The organism is Streptococcus infantis (assembly GCF_964243025.1).
Classification (GTDB): domain Bacteria; phylum Bacillota; class Bacilli; order Lactobacillales; family Streptococcaceae; genus Streptococcus; species Streptococcus infantis_N.
Window position 1 is genome coordinate 353,642 of the sequence record NZ_CAXTDJ010000001.1, and the last position, 14,713, is coordinate 368,354.

The window sequence follows — 14,713 nt, forward strand, 5'->3', positions numbered from 1 at the left end:
CCTCCGAAATAAAAAGGGACTTACATAGTAAGCCCCTTAGAAAGATTGAAACAGGTATTCCTGCTTCTTTAATCTCTCTTCGACTTACTCATTGTTAGGTATTTACGGTACCTTGTAGAAACGCCACGCCAATTCGCGACATAAATAAGTAATCATATTTTTAGTGAGCATCTCCATTCCAGATAGAGTTCTTCACAATCACATAATCTACATGTCTAAGATCAGCTACCTTTCGACCTCCAGCATAAGAAATCGAACTTTGCAAATCTTGTTCCATCTCAGTTAGGGTATCTTGTAAATGTCCTTTGGCAGGAAGAAGAATTTTCTTACCTTCGACATTCTTATAGGCACCTTTTTGGTATTCTGAAGCGGAACCATAGTATTCTTTAAATTGTTTACCATCGACTTCGACAGTTTTACCAGGGCTTTCGATATGACCTGCAAATAAAGAACCAATCATAACCATACTTGCACCAAAGCGGATTGACTTGGCAATATCTCCGTGTGTACGGATTCCACCATCGGCAATTATCGGTTTACGCGCAGCTTTCGCACACCAGCGAAGTGCCGCCAGCTGCCAACCACCAGTACCAAAACCAGTTTTAACCTTAGTGATACATACTTTACCTGGACCGATTCCGACCTTAGTAGCGTCTGCTCCAGCATTCTCTAATTCGCGTACAGCTTCTGGAGTACCAACGTTACCGGCGATGACAAAGGTATCTGGCAATTCTTTCTTAATGTGCTGAATCATTGAAATGACACTGTCGGCATGTCCATGAGCGATATCAATAGTGATATACTCTGGAGCATCTTCCTTTAATTGACTAACAAAATCATATTCGTAATCTTTAACACCAACAGAGATAGAAGCAATCAACCCTTTTTCATGCATGCGTTTCACAAAAGGAATGCGCCCAGCTTCATCGAAGCGATGCATGATATAGAAATAACCACCTTTTGCAAGTTGTTCTGCAACATCTTCATCCAAGATAGTTTGCATATTAGAAGGAACAACTGGTAATTTAAAGGTGTACTCCCCTAGCGTCACTTGTGTGTCAGCTTCTGCTCGACTTTGAAGAACACACTTATTAGGAATTAGCTGAATATCTTCATAGTCAAAAATCGGAAATTCGTTTAACATTTCGATGTCTCGTTTCTTTTATAATGACCTACCTATGCTTTCGCATCGCTACGTCTTTTCCGACGTTTCCTTTAAAAATTATAAACTAAGGTAAAGTTTTTGTCAAACATTTTGAAACATTAAAATTATTATGTTCGGATTTTACTTGTTGTTTCACAAAAAATAGAGAGTTTATTGACTCTCTAATTTTGTTTTATATTATTTTGAAAAATTTTTTCTGACTTCCCTAGCATTTCATAGAATTCGCTGTAGGATGACGCCTTCTGAGGGACTTGGATAGACCACTTTTTAAGCAAGACCCCATAACCTTCAACTTTTCCTATTTCACTACTTACTGTCTGATCTATGCTGGGGAAAATCAAGCCAGCTTTCTCTGCTTGTAAGATATAAGCATAAGAAATCAATTGAAATAGATCATCGCGATTGATTCCCTTTTCAGTCAATTCTAGTTTTTTATATTTAGCATCTAAAACAATTTTTAACTCTTTATGATAAAAATCTGGAAATACCTTTCGTTTCCCACCAGAAAATACAGAGATACCACCTTTCTTTTCTTTATTGCGTGGATGTATGAAATCTTTTGGCAACAAGGTATGAACATATTCTTCCCAAAGCCAAGCAACATCAAAGAGAATGCCATGAATTTTTTGCTCTTGATATCCAAAACCGTGCTTTTCTCTGTTCAATATCATCAGACACAGCTCTTGCAACTTTCTGTATTCTCGAAAGTAGGCATGACGAAGGGGTTTATCTTGATTTCGTCGAATAACCTTAGCACGATCAGCTTGTTTATACGAAGGTGTTACACGAATTATTTCTGTAATATTTTCACGATTAGTATATATGATGCCTCTTCCTAGAGATTTTTGATTTTTAATGTACTCAATAGTATGACGAATCAGCTGCATCATCGGATTGTCATAAGTAAATTCTCTTGTAGTATAAGCAATATTACCTGTGAAAGGAAGATTTTTCTTGAGATGATCTACTACATCAATCACTCCCTTGATATGACTATCATTATGGGAAAACCTCTGGTATTCCTTATAAAGTCCCTTTCGCATAGCAGCTTCCAAATACTTTGGAAAGAGGTAGATTAAAAGCTGATAGAGTCTTTCCTCGCGCGATAAACCAACATCCAAACTAGTGAGATTGATATTTAGAACTTTCTGCAATAGATAATGCAAAAAATAGTCATCACTTTTACTCGAAAAACGAGAAGAAATGGTTAATCTCTCCTGACCACATCCCAGAAATCCAATCACATTCCCTGTATTAATTTTCTGATTGACTGTTTCCAAAATCTTTTGTTCCTTATCCAAATCAGGAGAATTTTTCAGGTCGTTTGGAAATATAAAGATACTTTCTTCTTGAGAAAGATTATCTAGAGTTCTATCTAAAAGGACTTGACTAATTTTAGGGTATTCTGTGATAAACTCTTCTTTGTTTAAGGCCTGTTGATTGTCAGTTAACTGCATCGTCATCACCAATATCTTGCTGATTTGTCAAATCATATGCTTTTTTCAAAGTATTCAGTATTTCGTCTTCTTCATAAGAACCACGCAAGTAATCTTCCAAAAGTGGTTTGAGATAATCAGACCAGAGTAACTCATAGTCAAAGTCTACTTCTTCCAGTTTAAGGAAATAACTTGGTCCGATATGATAATGACTATTTAGTTCCTTAACTTTTTCAATTTTAGCATTCAAGTTTCTTAGACGCGCTTTAGCTTCTTCAGCCTTATCACCAAGAGCATCATCTAGCATGCCTAGTTGGCTTTCAGCAGTAACTTCAACAAAACGGAAACGACGGCGCATTGCAAAATCAAAGGTGTCCACCGAACGGTCAATATCATTCATAGTTCCAATGATGTAAACATTTTCTGGGATATAAAACTTTTCATCATTTTCGTGTAGATTGGCATATTGAGTAGAAACTCTCCCCTTTTCACCACGATAGCCAGGATCAACAGAGAAAAAGAGTTCCCCAAAAATCTTAGATATTTCTCCACGATTGATCTCATCGATGATAAAGATGAATTTCTTGTCAGTGTCAACCTCTGTTGGGGAAACATAGTCTTTCAAACCAAATCTCTTTCTCAATGTTTCTAGGACAGTTTTTCCACCACTTTTGTAGTATTCTTGCTTATTATAATTTTTATCTTTATACAACTCGTAAACATATTTGCGAGGTAGTGACCATCCTGGAACACCACTATCATAATTTACTGACAAATTTTGTCTACTATTAACAGATAAGTAAGATGTTTTTGTTATATATTCTTTTTCTTCAGAAACATTTATATATTCTAAGTAAGAATCCCAAGCCTCATCAAAATTATCTTGTCCTCCAATCAATTGGGCTTCTTTTGCTTTCTGACAAAACTTCTTAAAAATACCTTCTTTTAATTTAAAAAATATACTTCCATCCTCATTCGAATCTGGTCTTAACCCCTCCACAAAATCCGTATAATCATAGGATGGATGAAACTGTACAAATCCGATTTGTTCTTCGTTGCCATCTGTTAATTCTTTGGCAATTTCTTTAGCAAGATAAGTTTTTCCTGTACCAGGAGCACCACGGAGGATGAGGTTTTTGGATCTTTTTAGAATATCACTATATAACATTTTATTTTTTTCTCTTTCTTGTTTATTAATAAAAATTTCTTCTCCTTTTTTTATTGCCTTGACATATCTTTGAATAGAATAGGATAAAATAACTTGATCCAAATTAGGAACTTGTTTATCAACATACTTAGTAATTTCATGATTTTGACGATATACTCCATATGTACTATTCGGTAAAAATCGTTTAAAAATATTCTGATATTCGTTTTTATTATTATTAAAACTAAAGTAACTAGGTTTTCTATACTCTCCTTCACTCGAATTTGAATATATACTCAATAGTTTAATAATCATAGCTGAACAATTATAAAATCGATTTGTACTTTTAATTTCATCAAATTCAAGATTAATTCCTTTTTGAATGATATCAACTAAATCTTTCCTCAATTCATTAAAATAAATAGTTGCATCCTCTTCTTCAATTGTGTCTTCATTGCTTCCTTTTTTTATTTTGTATACATTTTCATTTGAATTTTTTGAAATCAAAAATTTTGTTGCTGGAGTACCACCAGCAATACTCATGTACAAATCACTATAATCCCCTCCTCTATCAATATCTTTACACAATTGAATATAATCATGTAACTCTAGATTTTTCAATCTATCCAAAGACCATTTTTCTAAAAATCTCTTGAGAAGTGTTTGATTACTGACACAATCTTCTTTAAAATTATTTTCTAAGCTTTCTCTTTCGTTGATTAACCATTTGCAAAAATCATCTAAATTCACACTCTTACTATCCATCTTAACATCCCTTTCCGTTATATTATTTGAGGATTTTATCTCTATTTTTATATATAGAATATCATATCCTATAAAAAATGAAAAGAATTTCTAAAGAAAAAGCCCAGCGTTAGGAGCTTCAATGTCTCTTAACACTAGACTTCTTTTTATCCTAATAATACTCACCTTGACGATAATCCCATGAGTTAAAGGTATCTGACAGATGCATCATGATTTTATCGATGTCAAGTCCTTTACGGATCACAACTGGTGCTGGTGAGATTGAACGTTCTCCTCCTTGTTCTGGAATGAGCTTGCCGTCTTTATCAACCATAGACACCATCACACCTTGCTCGTAGCGAGTTTCAACTGTTTTGTCTGGCTGGATTGAAGCAACATAGTCGTCTGCCTCGATGACAAGGTCCACTGCTCCTTCGATACGTTGACCAATTCCTTCCACTTTACCTCGATTTCCTTTTCCAGAAGGGTTTGCAGATGAAGCGTAGACCATTTTCCCTTCTTCCCAAAGTTTAGCAGCCAACTGTTCACCAGCTTTACCAAACTTGATAACAAAACAACTCGTTCCACGAACGTCAGTCATGAGTTCTTCACGTCCATCACCGTATGTTTTTAATTTTTCAAAAGCTTCTGGTTTCCAAGGAAGAATACAACCAAGGAGAATATCTTCGTCCCAATGTTTTTGATAGAAGGCTTCGATTTCAGGATTTAGCTGTGCTAAAGTGCGAAGCTCATCTATACTACCACAGAGGACTACACCTGGTTTGTTACGGTTACGTTCTTTGGCTTCAAACTTACGCTCAAGTCCAGCCTTGTCACTAGTCATGATAATGTAACCGACTTTAGTAGGACAAACGATACATCCGCCCTCACCTTTTAAAATGTCGTAGCCTTCTTGTGAAAGTGTTCCGTCCCATTGAATGTGTTTTGTCATAGTTCTATTTCCTTTTCTATATCTATTCTAATCCTGCCAGTAGGCTGGTCGTTGTTTTTCATAAGCAGCAATCAAGTCTTCGTACTGCATGGTAATACCGATATCATCCAAACCATTTAAGAGCTTGTGTTTCCATTCGCTATCAATTTCGAAAGGGAATTCCCCTACTGGTGAGATGATTATTTGTTGTTCCAAGTCAACAGTTACTTGGTCGCTCGGTTTGAGTTGGGCGAGCTTTTCTCTAACTTCCCTTGGTTGAACAATTGGCAACATGCCATTATTGAGTTCATTATTGTAATGAATGTCACCGAAAGATCCTGCAATTACGACCTTAAAACCATAGTCTGCTAGCGCCCAAGCTGCGTGCTCCCTCGAAGAACCAGCTCCAAAGTTATCTCCCGTGATGAGGATCGTTGCCTTTCGATATTCAGGTCGGTTAAAGACAAAATCTGGATCCTCAGTGTACTTATCGTCCAGATAACGCCAAGCATACATGAGGTATTTGCCAAAACCTTTCTTGTCAATCAACTTCAGAAACTGTTTGGGAAGAATTTGGTCGGTATCGATATTGTCATTCATGAGAGGAACGGTTGTACCTGTATAAACTGTAAATTTCTCCATATCCTCTCCTTACTGAGCTTCTGGCATTTTTCGTACATCTACGAAGCGCCCTGCGATTGCTGCTGCAGCTGCCATGGCTGGACTACAGAGATGAGTCTTAGCACCAAATCCTTGTCGATCTTCAAAGTTACGATTGCTAGTTGAGGCACAATGAACACCATCTGGTACTTTATCAGGATTCATTCCTAGACACATAGAACACCCTGGATCTCTCCATTCAAAGCCGGCATCTAGGAATACCTTGTCCAAACCTAACTTCTCAGCAGCTCGCTTGACTGGTCGAGAACCAGGTACCACGATAGCTGTCAAATTTGGTGCGATCTTTTTCCCTTCTACAAATCGCGCAGCCAGTTGCAAATCACTAAGTCTAGCGTTGGTACAAGAGCCAATAAAGACATAGCCTAGTTGGATATCTGCTGGTTTCTGACCTGGTTGTAAATCCATGTAATGATAAGCACGTTCATCATTCATATCCTTAATTTCTGGAAAACTAGAATCAAAGTCAACGCCCATAGCAGGATTGGTTCCCCAAGTCACCATAGGAGCCAATTCAGAGACATCCATCCGGATAACCTTGTCATAAACGACATCGTCGTCGCTAACAAGCCTTTTCCAATCAGCTACTGCTGCAGCAAAATCCTTGGGAACACACTCTCGCCCCTTCAAATAATCATAAGTCCTCTGATCTGGATTCATAATTCCCATCTTAGAGCCAAACTCTATAGACATATTGCAGATGGTCATTCGCTCTTCCATGCTAAGTGCATCAATGGCCTGACCCCGATACTCCACCACGTAGCCAACACCACAAGCAACACCGTATTTGGCAATCAAGGCTAGAATGAAATCTTTGGCATAAACCCCTTTTTGAGGAACTCCTGTGAATTCCACCAACATTTTCTTGGGTTTAACCTGCCAAATGGTTTGGGTTGCAAAGACATGTTCAACCTCACTGGTTCCAATCCCGAAGGCGATCGCTCCAAAAGCTCCGTGGGTAGCTGTATGGCTATCTCCACAGACAATGAATTTACCAGGTTGTGTTCGTCCTGTTTCTGGACCAACCATGTGAACGATGCCTTGTTTTTCAGAACCGTGGGCCGCATGTTCAATCCCAAATTCCTCAACATTTTCTGCCAACTTATCAATCTGTGCTTTCGAGATTACATCTCGAATATCGTATATATTAACCGTCGGGACATTGTGGTCAAAGGTACCAAATGTTAAATCGGGTCGTCTCAATCTACGTCCTGCATCTCGCAATCCTTGAAAAGCTTGAGGACTGGTCACCTCGTGAATATAGTGTTGATCCACATACATGAGTTGCGGTTGTCCCTCTTCTCCTGTAATCACATGGAGGTCCCATAATTTATCAAAAATCGATTTTCCTGCCATCCATTACCTCCATATCAAATACAAAGCTACTAGTGTAGTCACTATTCCTAGGAACCAAACCGTTTTAAAATACCATTTTCTAGTCTTGTGATGAAAGGTAACACCTGCCAACCAAGCACCAAAACCACCATACAAGAATGCAAATGATAATAAATATTTTTCAGGGATGCGCCAAGCACCTCTTTTTGCTTTAGATTTATCAATACCATAAATCATAAATACCAATAGATTCCAGATCAATAGAGCAAAAGTAATTCCTTGATTTATCTTCATAGTCTTGTGATAATGGCTTCTGTCATTTCCTTGGTAGAAGCCTGTCCTCCTATATCTCTCGTTAAAATTCCTGCAGCTAAAGTTGCTTCAACTGCTTCTTCGATACGGTCAGCATCCTCATATCGCCCAAAACTATCTCGCAACATCATAGCAACTGATAAAATCATAGAAATAGGGTTGGCGATTCCTAGGCCTGCTATATCAGGCGCCGAACCATGAATGGGTTCATAGAGACTAGGTCCATTCTCAGAGTGACTGGCTGATGGCATAACCCCAAGTGTACCAGATAGAACACTTGATTCGTCTGAGAGAATATCTCCAAAAAGATTCTCTGTCACGATAACATCAAACTTGGCTGGATTGGTAATCATGAGCATGGCAGCTGAGTCGACCAACTGGTGTTCCAGAATTACATCTGGATAATCTTGCGCAACATCCTCAGCCACTCTGCGCCAAAGTTTTGATGTTGCCAGAACATTTTGCTTATCAATACTGGTAAGGATTTTTCTCCGACTTCTTGCGATTTCAAAAGCCTTACGAATAATCCGCTCTACTTCTTTATAGCTATAGTCATTGATATCACGCGCTTTTTTCTCTTCAAGGATATGATCACCAAAGTAAATCCCACCTGTCAACTCACGTACTACAACAAAGTCAACACCAGCAATTCGTTCAGGTTTGAGAGGCGATAAGTGCTTAAGACTATCAAAAATTTTAACTGGACGAATATTTGCATAAAGATTAAGTTCCTTGCGGAGTGCCAAAAGCCCTTGTTCGGGTCGTACTGTAGCATTATCATACTGGGGACTGCCGATAGCCGCTAGGAGGATAGCGTCCGCTTCCCTAGCAGCCTTGAGTGTTGCTTCTGGTAAAGGATGTCCTGTGGCATCAATTCCTGCACCGCCAAAAGGTTGTCTGACTATCTCAAAGTCAAAGTCTGTTTTTTTGGCTATAGATGCTAAAACTTCTAAACCAGCTTCCATGATTTCTGGTCCAATCCCATCACCTGCTAGGGCAACAATTTTCTTTGTCATGGTGTTCTCCTTTAAAGACTAGGCATGTCGCGATAGGAAACATTTGGACCTATCTCTCCGGTATTCTCTTTTTGGACAAAAGTATTAGCATTGATGTAGGCAATAGCTGATGCCTTTAGTACATCAAAGTCAAGCCCTGCCGCGTTAAAGATGGTTTCTGTATCTTTGTTTTCAACAGTAACTAAGACTCTAGCCTGGGCATCGATTCCATCTGTTACTGCATCAATAGTGTAGGATACCAAGCGAACAGATTGATTAAAGAACTTGTCGATAGCGTTAAAGATAGCTTCAACAGATCCTTGTCCAGTCGCATTAAAGTCGACTTTCTCACCGTCCAAATTAGCCAATCTGACAGTCGCTTCAATTTCATTTTCCGCATGAGTTTGAAGTTGTAAATCATCAAAGTGAAAGCCTTCTGGGTTTTCAACCATGGTTCCAGCTACTAGAGCACGAATATCCGCGTCTGTGACTTCTTGTTTCTTATCTGCAAGTGATTTGAATTTGTCAAAGAGTGGCTTGATATCTTCGTCTGTAAAGTCTAGAGCTAAATCTCTCAGTTTCTCAACAAAAGCATGGCGACCAGATAATTTTCCAAGCGGAAGACTATTACTCTTAACACCCACCAACTCTGGGGTGATGATTTCATAGGTAAGTGGGTTTTTAAGAACGCCATCTTGGTGAATACCTGATTCGTGAGAGAAGGCATTTCCACCGACAACTGCCTTATTTTTGGGAACTGGAATTCCTGAGAAGCGAGAGACCATTTCGGACGTATTAATCGTTTCGTTTAGGACGATACTTGTCTCTGCTTGGTAATATTCTTGGCGAATATTGAGGGCCACTGCTATTTCTTCTAAAGCAGCATTCCCAGCTCGTTCTCCAATACCGTTAATAGTTCCTTCAACTCGTCCTGCGCCATTCTTAACAGCAGCGAGGCTATTTGCTACCGCCATTCCAAGGTCATCATGGCAGTGAGGTGAATAGATAATCTGACGGTCTGTTTGGACATTGTCAATCAGATATTTAAAGATACTTCCGTATTCCTCTGGATTTGTAAAACCTACTGTATCAGGAATATTAATATAAGTCGCACCCGCATCGACCGCAGTTTGAACGACTTGTAGGAGAAAGTCCAGCTCAGTTCTAGTCGCATCTTCAGGAGAGAATTCTACTACTTCAAACTTACTCCGTGCATAGGAAACATGTTCACTGATCGCTTCCAAAATCTCTTCCTTACTCTTATTAAGCTTATACTTACGGTGAATCGGACTGGTAGCGATAAAGACGTGAATCTGAGGATACTTTGCATCTTTTAGTGCTTCATAACAAGCTTCAATGTCTGATTTAACAGAACGTGCTAAGCCTGTCACGGCTGTTTTTTTCATAGCCTTAGCAATTTCTTGAACAGCTGTAAATGAATCTGGACTAGCAGCTGGAAAACCAGCTTCGATTGCTGAAATTCCCCATTTCTCTAACTGTTTTGCTATAGCAACCTTTTCCTTTATTGAAAAATTGACACCTGGTGTCTGCTCACCATCTCGGAGACTGGTATCTAAAAACTCAACTACACGCATGAGAATTCTCCCTTCACATTTTCGATATAGAAAAAACATCTCGCTCGGAGTTCCAAGCGAGATGTTGATTTACTCCCGCTTGGTAAGCCAAACAGGACTAATGCTTTTGCACTAGTCCGAGTACCTCAACAACAAAGCAAATTGATTAAACTTAGCTGTTTTCATGTTTGACTTTCTCCTTTGTTTGATGTCTTGTTTAGTATTCTAGCATAGGAAAAATCACTTGTCAAGAAAAAATCCAATATTTTCTGAAAATTTCTTCAATAAAGAATATTTTGCGAATTGAAAGTATTTGAAAACTCAAATATATTTATTTATTTCTTAGAAGTCAAAAACCAACTTCTCTCAAATAATTCAAGCACCATTTCGTCAGTTAGAGTGTCATCGAGTGGAAGACTAATCCAATAGCGTTTATTCATATGAAAGGCTGGATAAATCCCGTTTTGTGAAAGCAAATCACCTACTTGGTCATGTTTGAGGTTGACTGTTTCCACTAGCCCTTCTCTCCCCTTATCTAGCCTATCCCAAGAAATTCTCATTAAAATAGCATACCACTTCTGATTATCTTCATGGCGCAAAACCGTCGTATCAGACGATTTCTCCCATAGATATTCCAGCTGATTGCCATACTTTTCTTGAACAAGCGCCATGATTCTCTTGGTCTGTGGGCAGAGAAATTCCTCTACCTCAAAACAAGCCTTTCGAATGCCATAAAGAACTTCTAAACAAGCCTCTCGAACAGTTCCGACAAAAGTTCCTCTCATGCTTTCCATGTGGACTTGAGGATATAGTTCGCCAGTTTCTTGGTCATAAACTTTAAAACTTAAGTCCCCATCCTCAACTGTAATCTTCATAAGAAAATCACCCTGCAAGATAGTTGAACTATAGGTCCATACACCTTGATTTTCTATAAATCCATACTCTTTAGCCTTTTTACTATTAAACTGATAGGCTTTAAAAATTTCAAACATAAGCGAAAACTGCTACCAAAAGCTAGCAGTTCCTTTCTATTTTTTAAAAGACAACCTTTGTTCCATGTAATTGTGTCACACCTAATTGATCGATAAAGGTTTGACGGTTGTCCATGTCAATCCCCCCACCAGGTAAAATTTCAATTTTTCCTGCAGCGTGTTCTAAAATTCTGTGGTAGTGAGCAAAACGTTTCTCTAACGAGTCGCCAGATACACCAGCACGAGTGAGGATGCGTGTTACGCCAGCCTGGCTGAGCCAATCAATGGCTTGCAACTGTTCTTCATCGCTCAAATCATCGAAAGCCATATGGAAGACAATCTCCATACCTTTAGATGCAGCAATCAACTTTTCAAGGTTAGCCTTATCCAATTTCTTATCCGCTGTTAAGGCACCAAAGACAACCCCTTGGCTACCTGCTTGAGCAGTTAGACGAATATCCTCAAGCATAATAGAAACCTCGAGGTTATTATAAACAAAGTCACCACCACGTGGACGAATCATCGTCATGATAGTCGTATCGTAGTTTGATGCAAGTTCAACAGATGCCTTGGTTACTCCGTAGCTTGGTGTCGTTCCACCAACCGCTAAATTATCACAGAGTTCAATACGGCGAGCTCCTGCCTGCATAGCTTTTTCAAGCAAGGTCACATTTTCAGCACAAAATTCGTAAATCATTTGATACTCCTTGAAAGTTTCTTTAATATTATTATATCATATTGTTTTAAGTAACCCCTACTTTTTATCAAGGAAAATCATTACTTTTTTAGCTATTCTTTATCTGGTATTACCTTAAAGAGATAATAGGTTATAAATACTGTTAAGCAACCTAAAGCAATTTTTACAGGTAAGAGCGGAGCAAAATAGATGGAGATTCCCATCAAGATATAAATCGAAACAATAATCTTCTTCTTTCGTTCACGCGCAATAGACTTCGTTTCTCTAAAGTCCGCAACATAAGTTTGGTAGAGCTTGGTATGATAGAGCCAATCCTCAAAACGTTTAGAGGATTTTGAAAAACAAGCTATTGACAACAAGAGAAAGGGGGTTGTCGGTAATAGTGGCAAAGCAACTCCAACGATTGCTAAAGCTAAAGAAATGAATCCAATGCAAAGATAAATAATGCGCATATTTACTCCTAAGTAAGAATAATCTTCTTCTAGTTTCCCATAAAATGATGAGTTCTGTCAAGTTTAAATTAAAAAGAGCTGAAATTATCATTTCAGCCCTAATTATTTTTATTTAATCTTTTCTTCCTCGTAGTCACCATTGCTACATACAATTTGTTTGCCGCCACCACGGATTTTTTTCTCCATGAGGAAGTGACCACATTTAGGACAATCACGTCCAATAGGTTTATCCCAAGAGGTAAACTCACATTCTGGATAACGATTGCATCCATAGAAAATACGATTACGTTTGGTCTTACGTTCGATGATTTGCCCTTGATGACAATTTGGACATGTAACACCGACTTCTTTAACAATGGCTTGAGTATGTCGACAATCTGGGAAATTGCTACATGCGTAAAACTTACCGAAGCGTCCAATCTTAATCACCATAGGACTGCCACAAACTTCACAGTCAAATCCAGCTGGCTCATCCTTGATTTGAATTTTTTCCATCTCTGCTTCAGCTTTTGCGACCTCTTTAGAGAATGGTTTGTAAAATTCATCAATAACCCGTTGCCACTCTTCTTTTCCAACCTCAACATCATCCAGTTTACCTTCCATTTCAGCGGTAAATTTCACGTTAACAATATCTGGGAAGTATTCAACAATCAGCTTGTTAACGACTTGTCCTAAATCAGTTGGTTCAAAGCGTTTAGATGCTAGCCTTACATAGTAACGTTTTTGGATTGTTTCAATGGTTGGAGCATAGGTAGATGGACGTCCAACTCCGTTTTCTTCCAAGGTTTTAATCAGTGTTGCTTCTGAATATCGTGCCGGTGGTTGTGTGAAATGTTGTTCAGGTTTGCTATTGACCTGTTTGACAACATCTCCTACTTTCATATCAGGCAGCATCTTATTTTTATCAGAATCGTTGTAAATGGCTAAATAACCATCAAACTTAACCTGACTACCATTCGCCGCGAATTGAACACCATTTTGCGAAAGTTTAACAGCCATGGTATCAAAAATTGCACCAGTCATTTGACTCGCTACAAAGCGGTTCCAGATAAGGGTATAAAGTTTTAGCTGGTCTTTATCCAAATACTTAGCAATTTTCTCAGGTGTATTAAAGACACTTGAAGGACGAATAGCTTCGTGGGCGTCTTGAGCGCCAGAGGCATTTTTCACCTTACTACCATGTTTAGAATACTTACTGCCAAAACGTTCATTGATGTAGCTAGTGGCTTCATTCTGAGCAACTGGACTGATACGAGTAGAATCTGTACGCATATAGGTGATCAAACCTTGGACACCTGTACCGATATTGATTCCTTCATAGAGTTGCTGAGCAACCATCATCGTCTTTCTAGTACGGAAGTTAATCTTGTTAGCAGCATCCATCTGCATAGAAGACGTTGTATATGGAAGAGGAGCATTGCGCTTTCTTTCCTTTTTATCTACTTGATCAACTGTAAAATCCTTGCTGTTCAAATGAGATAAAACTTTTTTGACTTCATCATTGGTAGTCAACTTCATCTTCTTGCCATTCATTCCATAAAAAGAAGCTTGAAATTGCTTGGTACCTTTTTTAAAGACTCCATCAATCGTCCAATATTCTTCTGGCTGGAAGGCATTGATTTCATTTTCACGATCAATGATTAGCTTAAGAGCAACAGACTGAACACGCCCTGCTGATAAGCCTTTTTTAACCTTTTTCCAAAGAATTGGTGAAATTGAATACCCCACTAAACGGTCCAAAACACGACGGGCTTGTTGGGCATCGACCAAATCCATATTGATTTTACGAGGTTCTTTAAAGGCATTTTTTACTGCATCTTTGGTAATCTCGTTGAAAACAACACGGTTGGTATCATTCTCATCTAGATCTAAAATATGAGCCAAATGCCATGAAATAGCCTCCCCTTCCCGGTCCGGGTCACTTGCAAGAAAGACTTTATCGGCTTTCTTAGCTTCTTTTTTCAAATCATTGATGAGAGGACCTTTTCCACGAATATTGATATATTGCGGTTCGTAATTATTTTCCACGTCAACTGACATACTTGATTTTTTCAAATCTCGTATATGTCCTACGCTGGCTAAAACCTTATAATTACGTCCTAGATATTTTTCAATCGTTTTCGCCTTAGCAGGCGACTCCACGATTACAAGATTTTTTTTACTTGTTGATTTTTTCTTTTTGGTTGCCGTTACCACAGTATCACACCTTCTCAAAGTAATTAAACTTTATAAAGTGTAAACCATTTTTAAAAACCTGTCAAGACATAACACCCATA

Annotated in this window: 13 protein-coding genes and 1 riboswitch; all 13 genes read right to left on the bottom strand. The window is 38.5% G+C overall.

Features of this window, described 5'->3' with window-relative positions; genetic code table 11:
• Positions 1 to 71: 71 nt before the first annotated feature.
• A riboswitch (purine riboswitch) is annotated at positions 72 to 168 on the bottom strand.
• Positions 161 to 1,144, bottom strand: coding sequence for a GMP reductase (gene guaC, locus ACESNQ_RS01705; RefSeq protein WP_314943650.1), 984 nt, complete (start codon positions 1,142 to 1,144; stop codon positions 161 to 163). Its footprint overlaps the riboswitch before it by 8 nt.
• 182 nt (positions 1,145 to 1,326) lie before the next feature.
• Complete coding sequence (locus tag ACESNQ_RS01710; RefSeq protein WP_373074712.1) at positions 1,327 to 2,622, bottom strand: McrC family protein; 1,296 nt, start codon at positions 2,620 to 2,622, stop codon at positions 1,327 to 1,329.
• Complete coding sequence (locus ACESNQ_RS01715) at positions 2,609 to 4,513, bottom strand: McrB family protein (protein ID WP_373074516.1); 1,905 nt, start codon at positions 4,511 to 4,513, stop codon at positions 2,609 to 2,611. The genes ACESNQ_RS01710 and ACESNQ_RS01715 overlap by 14 nt, the downstream gene beginning before the upstream one ends.
• Positions 4,514 to 4,664: 151 nt before the next feature.
• Positions 4,665 to 5,444 carry an L-threonylcarbamoyladenylate synthase gene (locus tag ACESNQ_RS01720; RefSeq protein ID WP_373074518.1) on the bottom strand — a complete coding sequence of 260 codons (780 nt, stop codon included), beginning with the start codon at positions 5,442 to 5,444 and terminating at the stop codon, positions 4,665 to 4,667.
• A gap of 27 nt (positions 5,445 to 5,471) precedes the next feature.
• A complete protein-coding gene (gene leuD / locus ACESNQ_RS01725; RefSeq protein WP_373074520.1) occupies positions 5,472 to 6,065 on the bottom strand; it encodes a 3-isopropylmalate dehydratase small subunit in 594 nt (197 codons plus the stop codon).
• A gap of 9 nt (positions 6,066 to 6,074) precedes the next feature.
• A complete protein-coding gene (gene leuC / locus ACESNQ_RS01730; RefSeq protein ID WP_373074522.1) occupies positions 6,075 to 7,457 on the bottom strand; it encodes a 3-isopropylmalate dehydratase large subunit in 1,383 nt (460 codons plus the stop codon).
• A gap of 3 nt (positions 7,458 to 7,460) precedes the next feature.
• Positions 7,461 to 7,730 (bottom strand): DUF1294 domain-containing protein, encoded by a 270-nt coding sequence (locus tag ACESNQ_RS01735; RefSeq protein ID WP_373074524.1) that lies wholly within the window; start codon positions 7,728 to 7,730, stop codon positions 7,461 to 7,463.
• Positions 7,727 to 8,764 carry a 3-isopropylmalate dehydrogenase gene (gene leuB, locus ACESNQ_RS01740; protein ID WP_373074526.1) on the bottom strand — a complete coding sequence of 346 codons (1,038 nt, stop codon included), beginning with the start codon at positions 8,762 to 8,764 and terminating at the stop codon, positions 7,727 to 7,729. Before leuB ends, ACESNQ_RS01735 begins: the two co-directional genes overlap by 4 nt.
• Before the next feature lie 11 nt (positions 8,765 to 8,775).
• Complete coding sequence (locus ACESNQ_RS01745; RefSeq protein ID WP_373074528.1) at positions 8,776 to 10,338, bottom strand: 2-isopropylmalate synthase; 1,563 nt, start codon at positions 10,336 to 10,338, stop codon at positions 8,776 to 8,778.
• Positions 10,339 to 10,652: 314 nt separating this feature from the next.
• Entirely contained in the window at positions 10,653 to 11,309 is a 657-nt protein-coding gene (locus ACESNQ_RS01750) for an MmcQ/YjbR family DNA-binding protein (RefSeq protein WP_373074530.1), read from the bottom strand.
• 43 nt (positions 11,310 to 11,352) lie between these two features.
• On the bottom strand, positions 11,353 to 11,985 hold the full coding sequence (locus ACESNQ_RS01755) for a copper homeostasis protein CutC (RefSeq protein WP_373074532.1): 633 nt from the start codon (positions 11,983 to 11,985) through the stop codon (positions 11,353 to 11,355).
• Positions 11,986 to 12,077: 92 nt separating this feature from the next.
• On the bottom strand, positions 12,078 to 12,437 hold the full coding sequence (locus ACESNQ_RS01760; protein ID WP_006148621.1) for a YbaN family protein: 360 nt from the start codon (positions 12,435 to 12,437) through the stop codon (positions 12,078 to 12,080).
• Positions 12,438 to 12,545: 108 nt separating this feature from the next.
• On the bottom strand, positions 12,546 to 14,633 hold the full coding sequence (topA, locus tag ACESNQ_RS01765) for a type I DNA topoisomerase (RefSeq protein ID WP_373074534.1): 2,088 nt from the start codon (positions 14,631 to 14,633) through the stop codon (positions 12,546 to 12,548).
• Positions 14,634 to 14,713 lie beyond the last annotated feature (80 nt).

Bases quoted from the DNA above. Each gene is read 5' to 3' on its own strand.
- guaC (WP_314943650.1), bottom strand. From the start codon at position 1,144: ATGTTAAACGAATTTCCGATTTTTGACTATGAAGATATTCAGCTAATT.
- ACESNQ_RS01710 (WP_373074712.1), bottom strand. From the start codon at position 2,622: ATGCAGTTAACTGACAATCAACAGGCCTTAAACAAAGAAGAGTTTATC.
- ACESNQ_RS01715 (WP_373074516.1), bottom strand. From the start codon at position 4,513: ATGGATAGTAAGAGTGTGAATTTAGATGATTTTTGCAAATGGTTAATC.
- ACESNQ_RS01720 (WP_373074518.1), bottom strand. From the start codon at position 5,444: ATGACAAAACACATTCAATGGGACGGAACACTTTCACAAGAAGGCTAC.
- leuD (WP_373074520.1), bottom strand. From the start codon at position 6,065: ATGGAGAAATTTACAGTTTATACAGGTACAACCGTTCCTCTCATGAAT.
- leuC (WP_373074522.1), bottom strand. From the start codon at position 7,457: ATGGCAGGAAAATCGATTTTTGATAAATTATGGGACCTCCATGTGATT.
- ACESNQ_RS01735 (WP_373074524.1), bottom strand. From the start codon at position 7,730: ATGAAGATAAATCAAGGAATTACTTTTGCTCTATTGATCTGGAATCTA.
- leuB (WP_373074526.1), bottom strand. From the start codon at position 8,764: ATGACAAAGAAAATTGTTGCCCTAGCAGGTGATGGGATTGGACCAGAA.
- ACESNQ_RS01745 (WP_373074528.1), bottom strand. From the start codon at position 10,338: ATGCGTGTAGTTGAGTTTTTAGATACCAGTCTCCGAGATGGTGAGCAG.
- ACESNQ_RS01750 (WP_373074530.1), bottom strand. From the start codon at position 11,309: ATGTTTGAAATTTTTAAAGCCTATCAGTTTAATAGTAAAAAGGCTAAA.
- ACESNQ_RS01755 (WP_373074532.1), bottom strand. From the start codon at position 11,985: ATGATTTACGAATTTTGTGCTGAAAATGTGACCTTGCTTGAAAAAGCT.
- ACESNQ_RS01760 (WP_006148621.1), bottom strand. From the start codon at position 12,437: ATGCGCATTATTTATCTTTGCATTGGATTCATTTCTTTAGCTTTAGCA.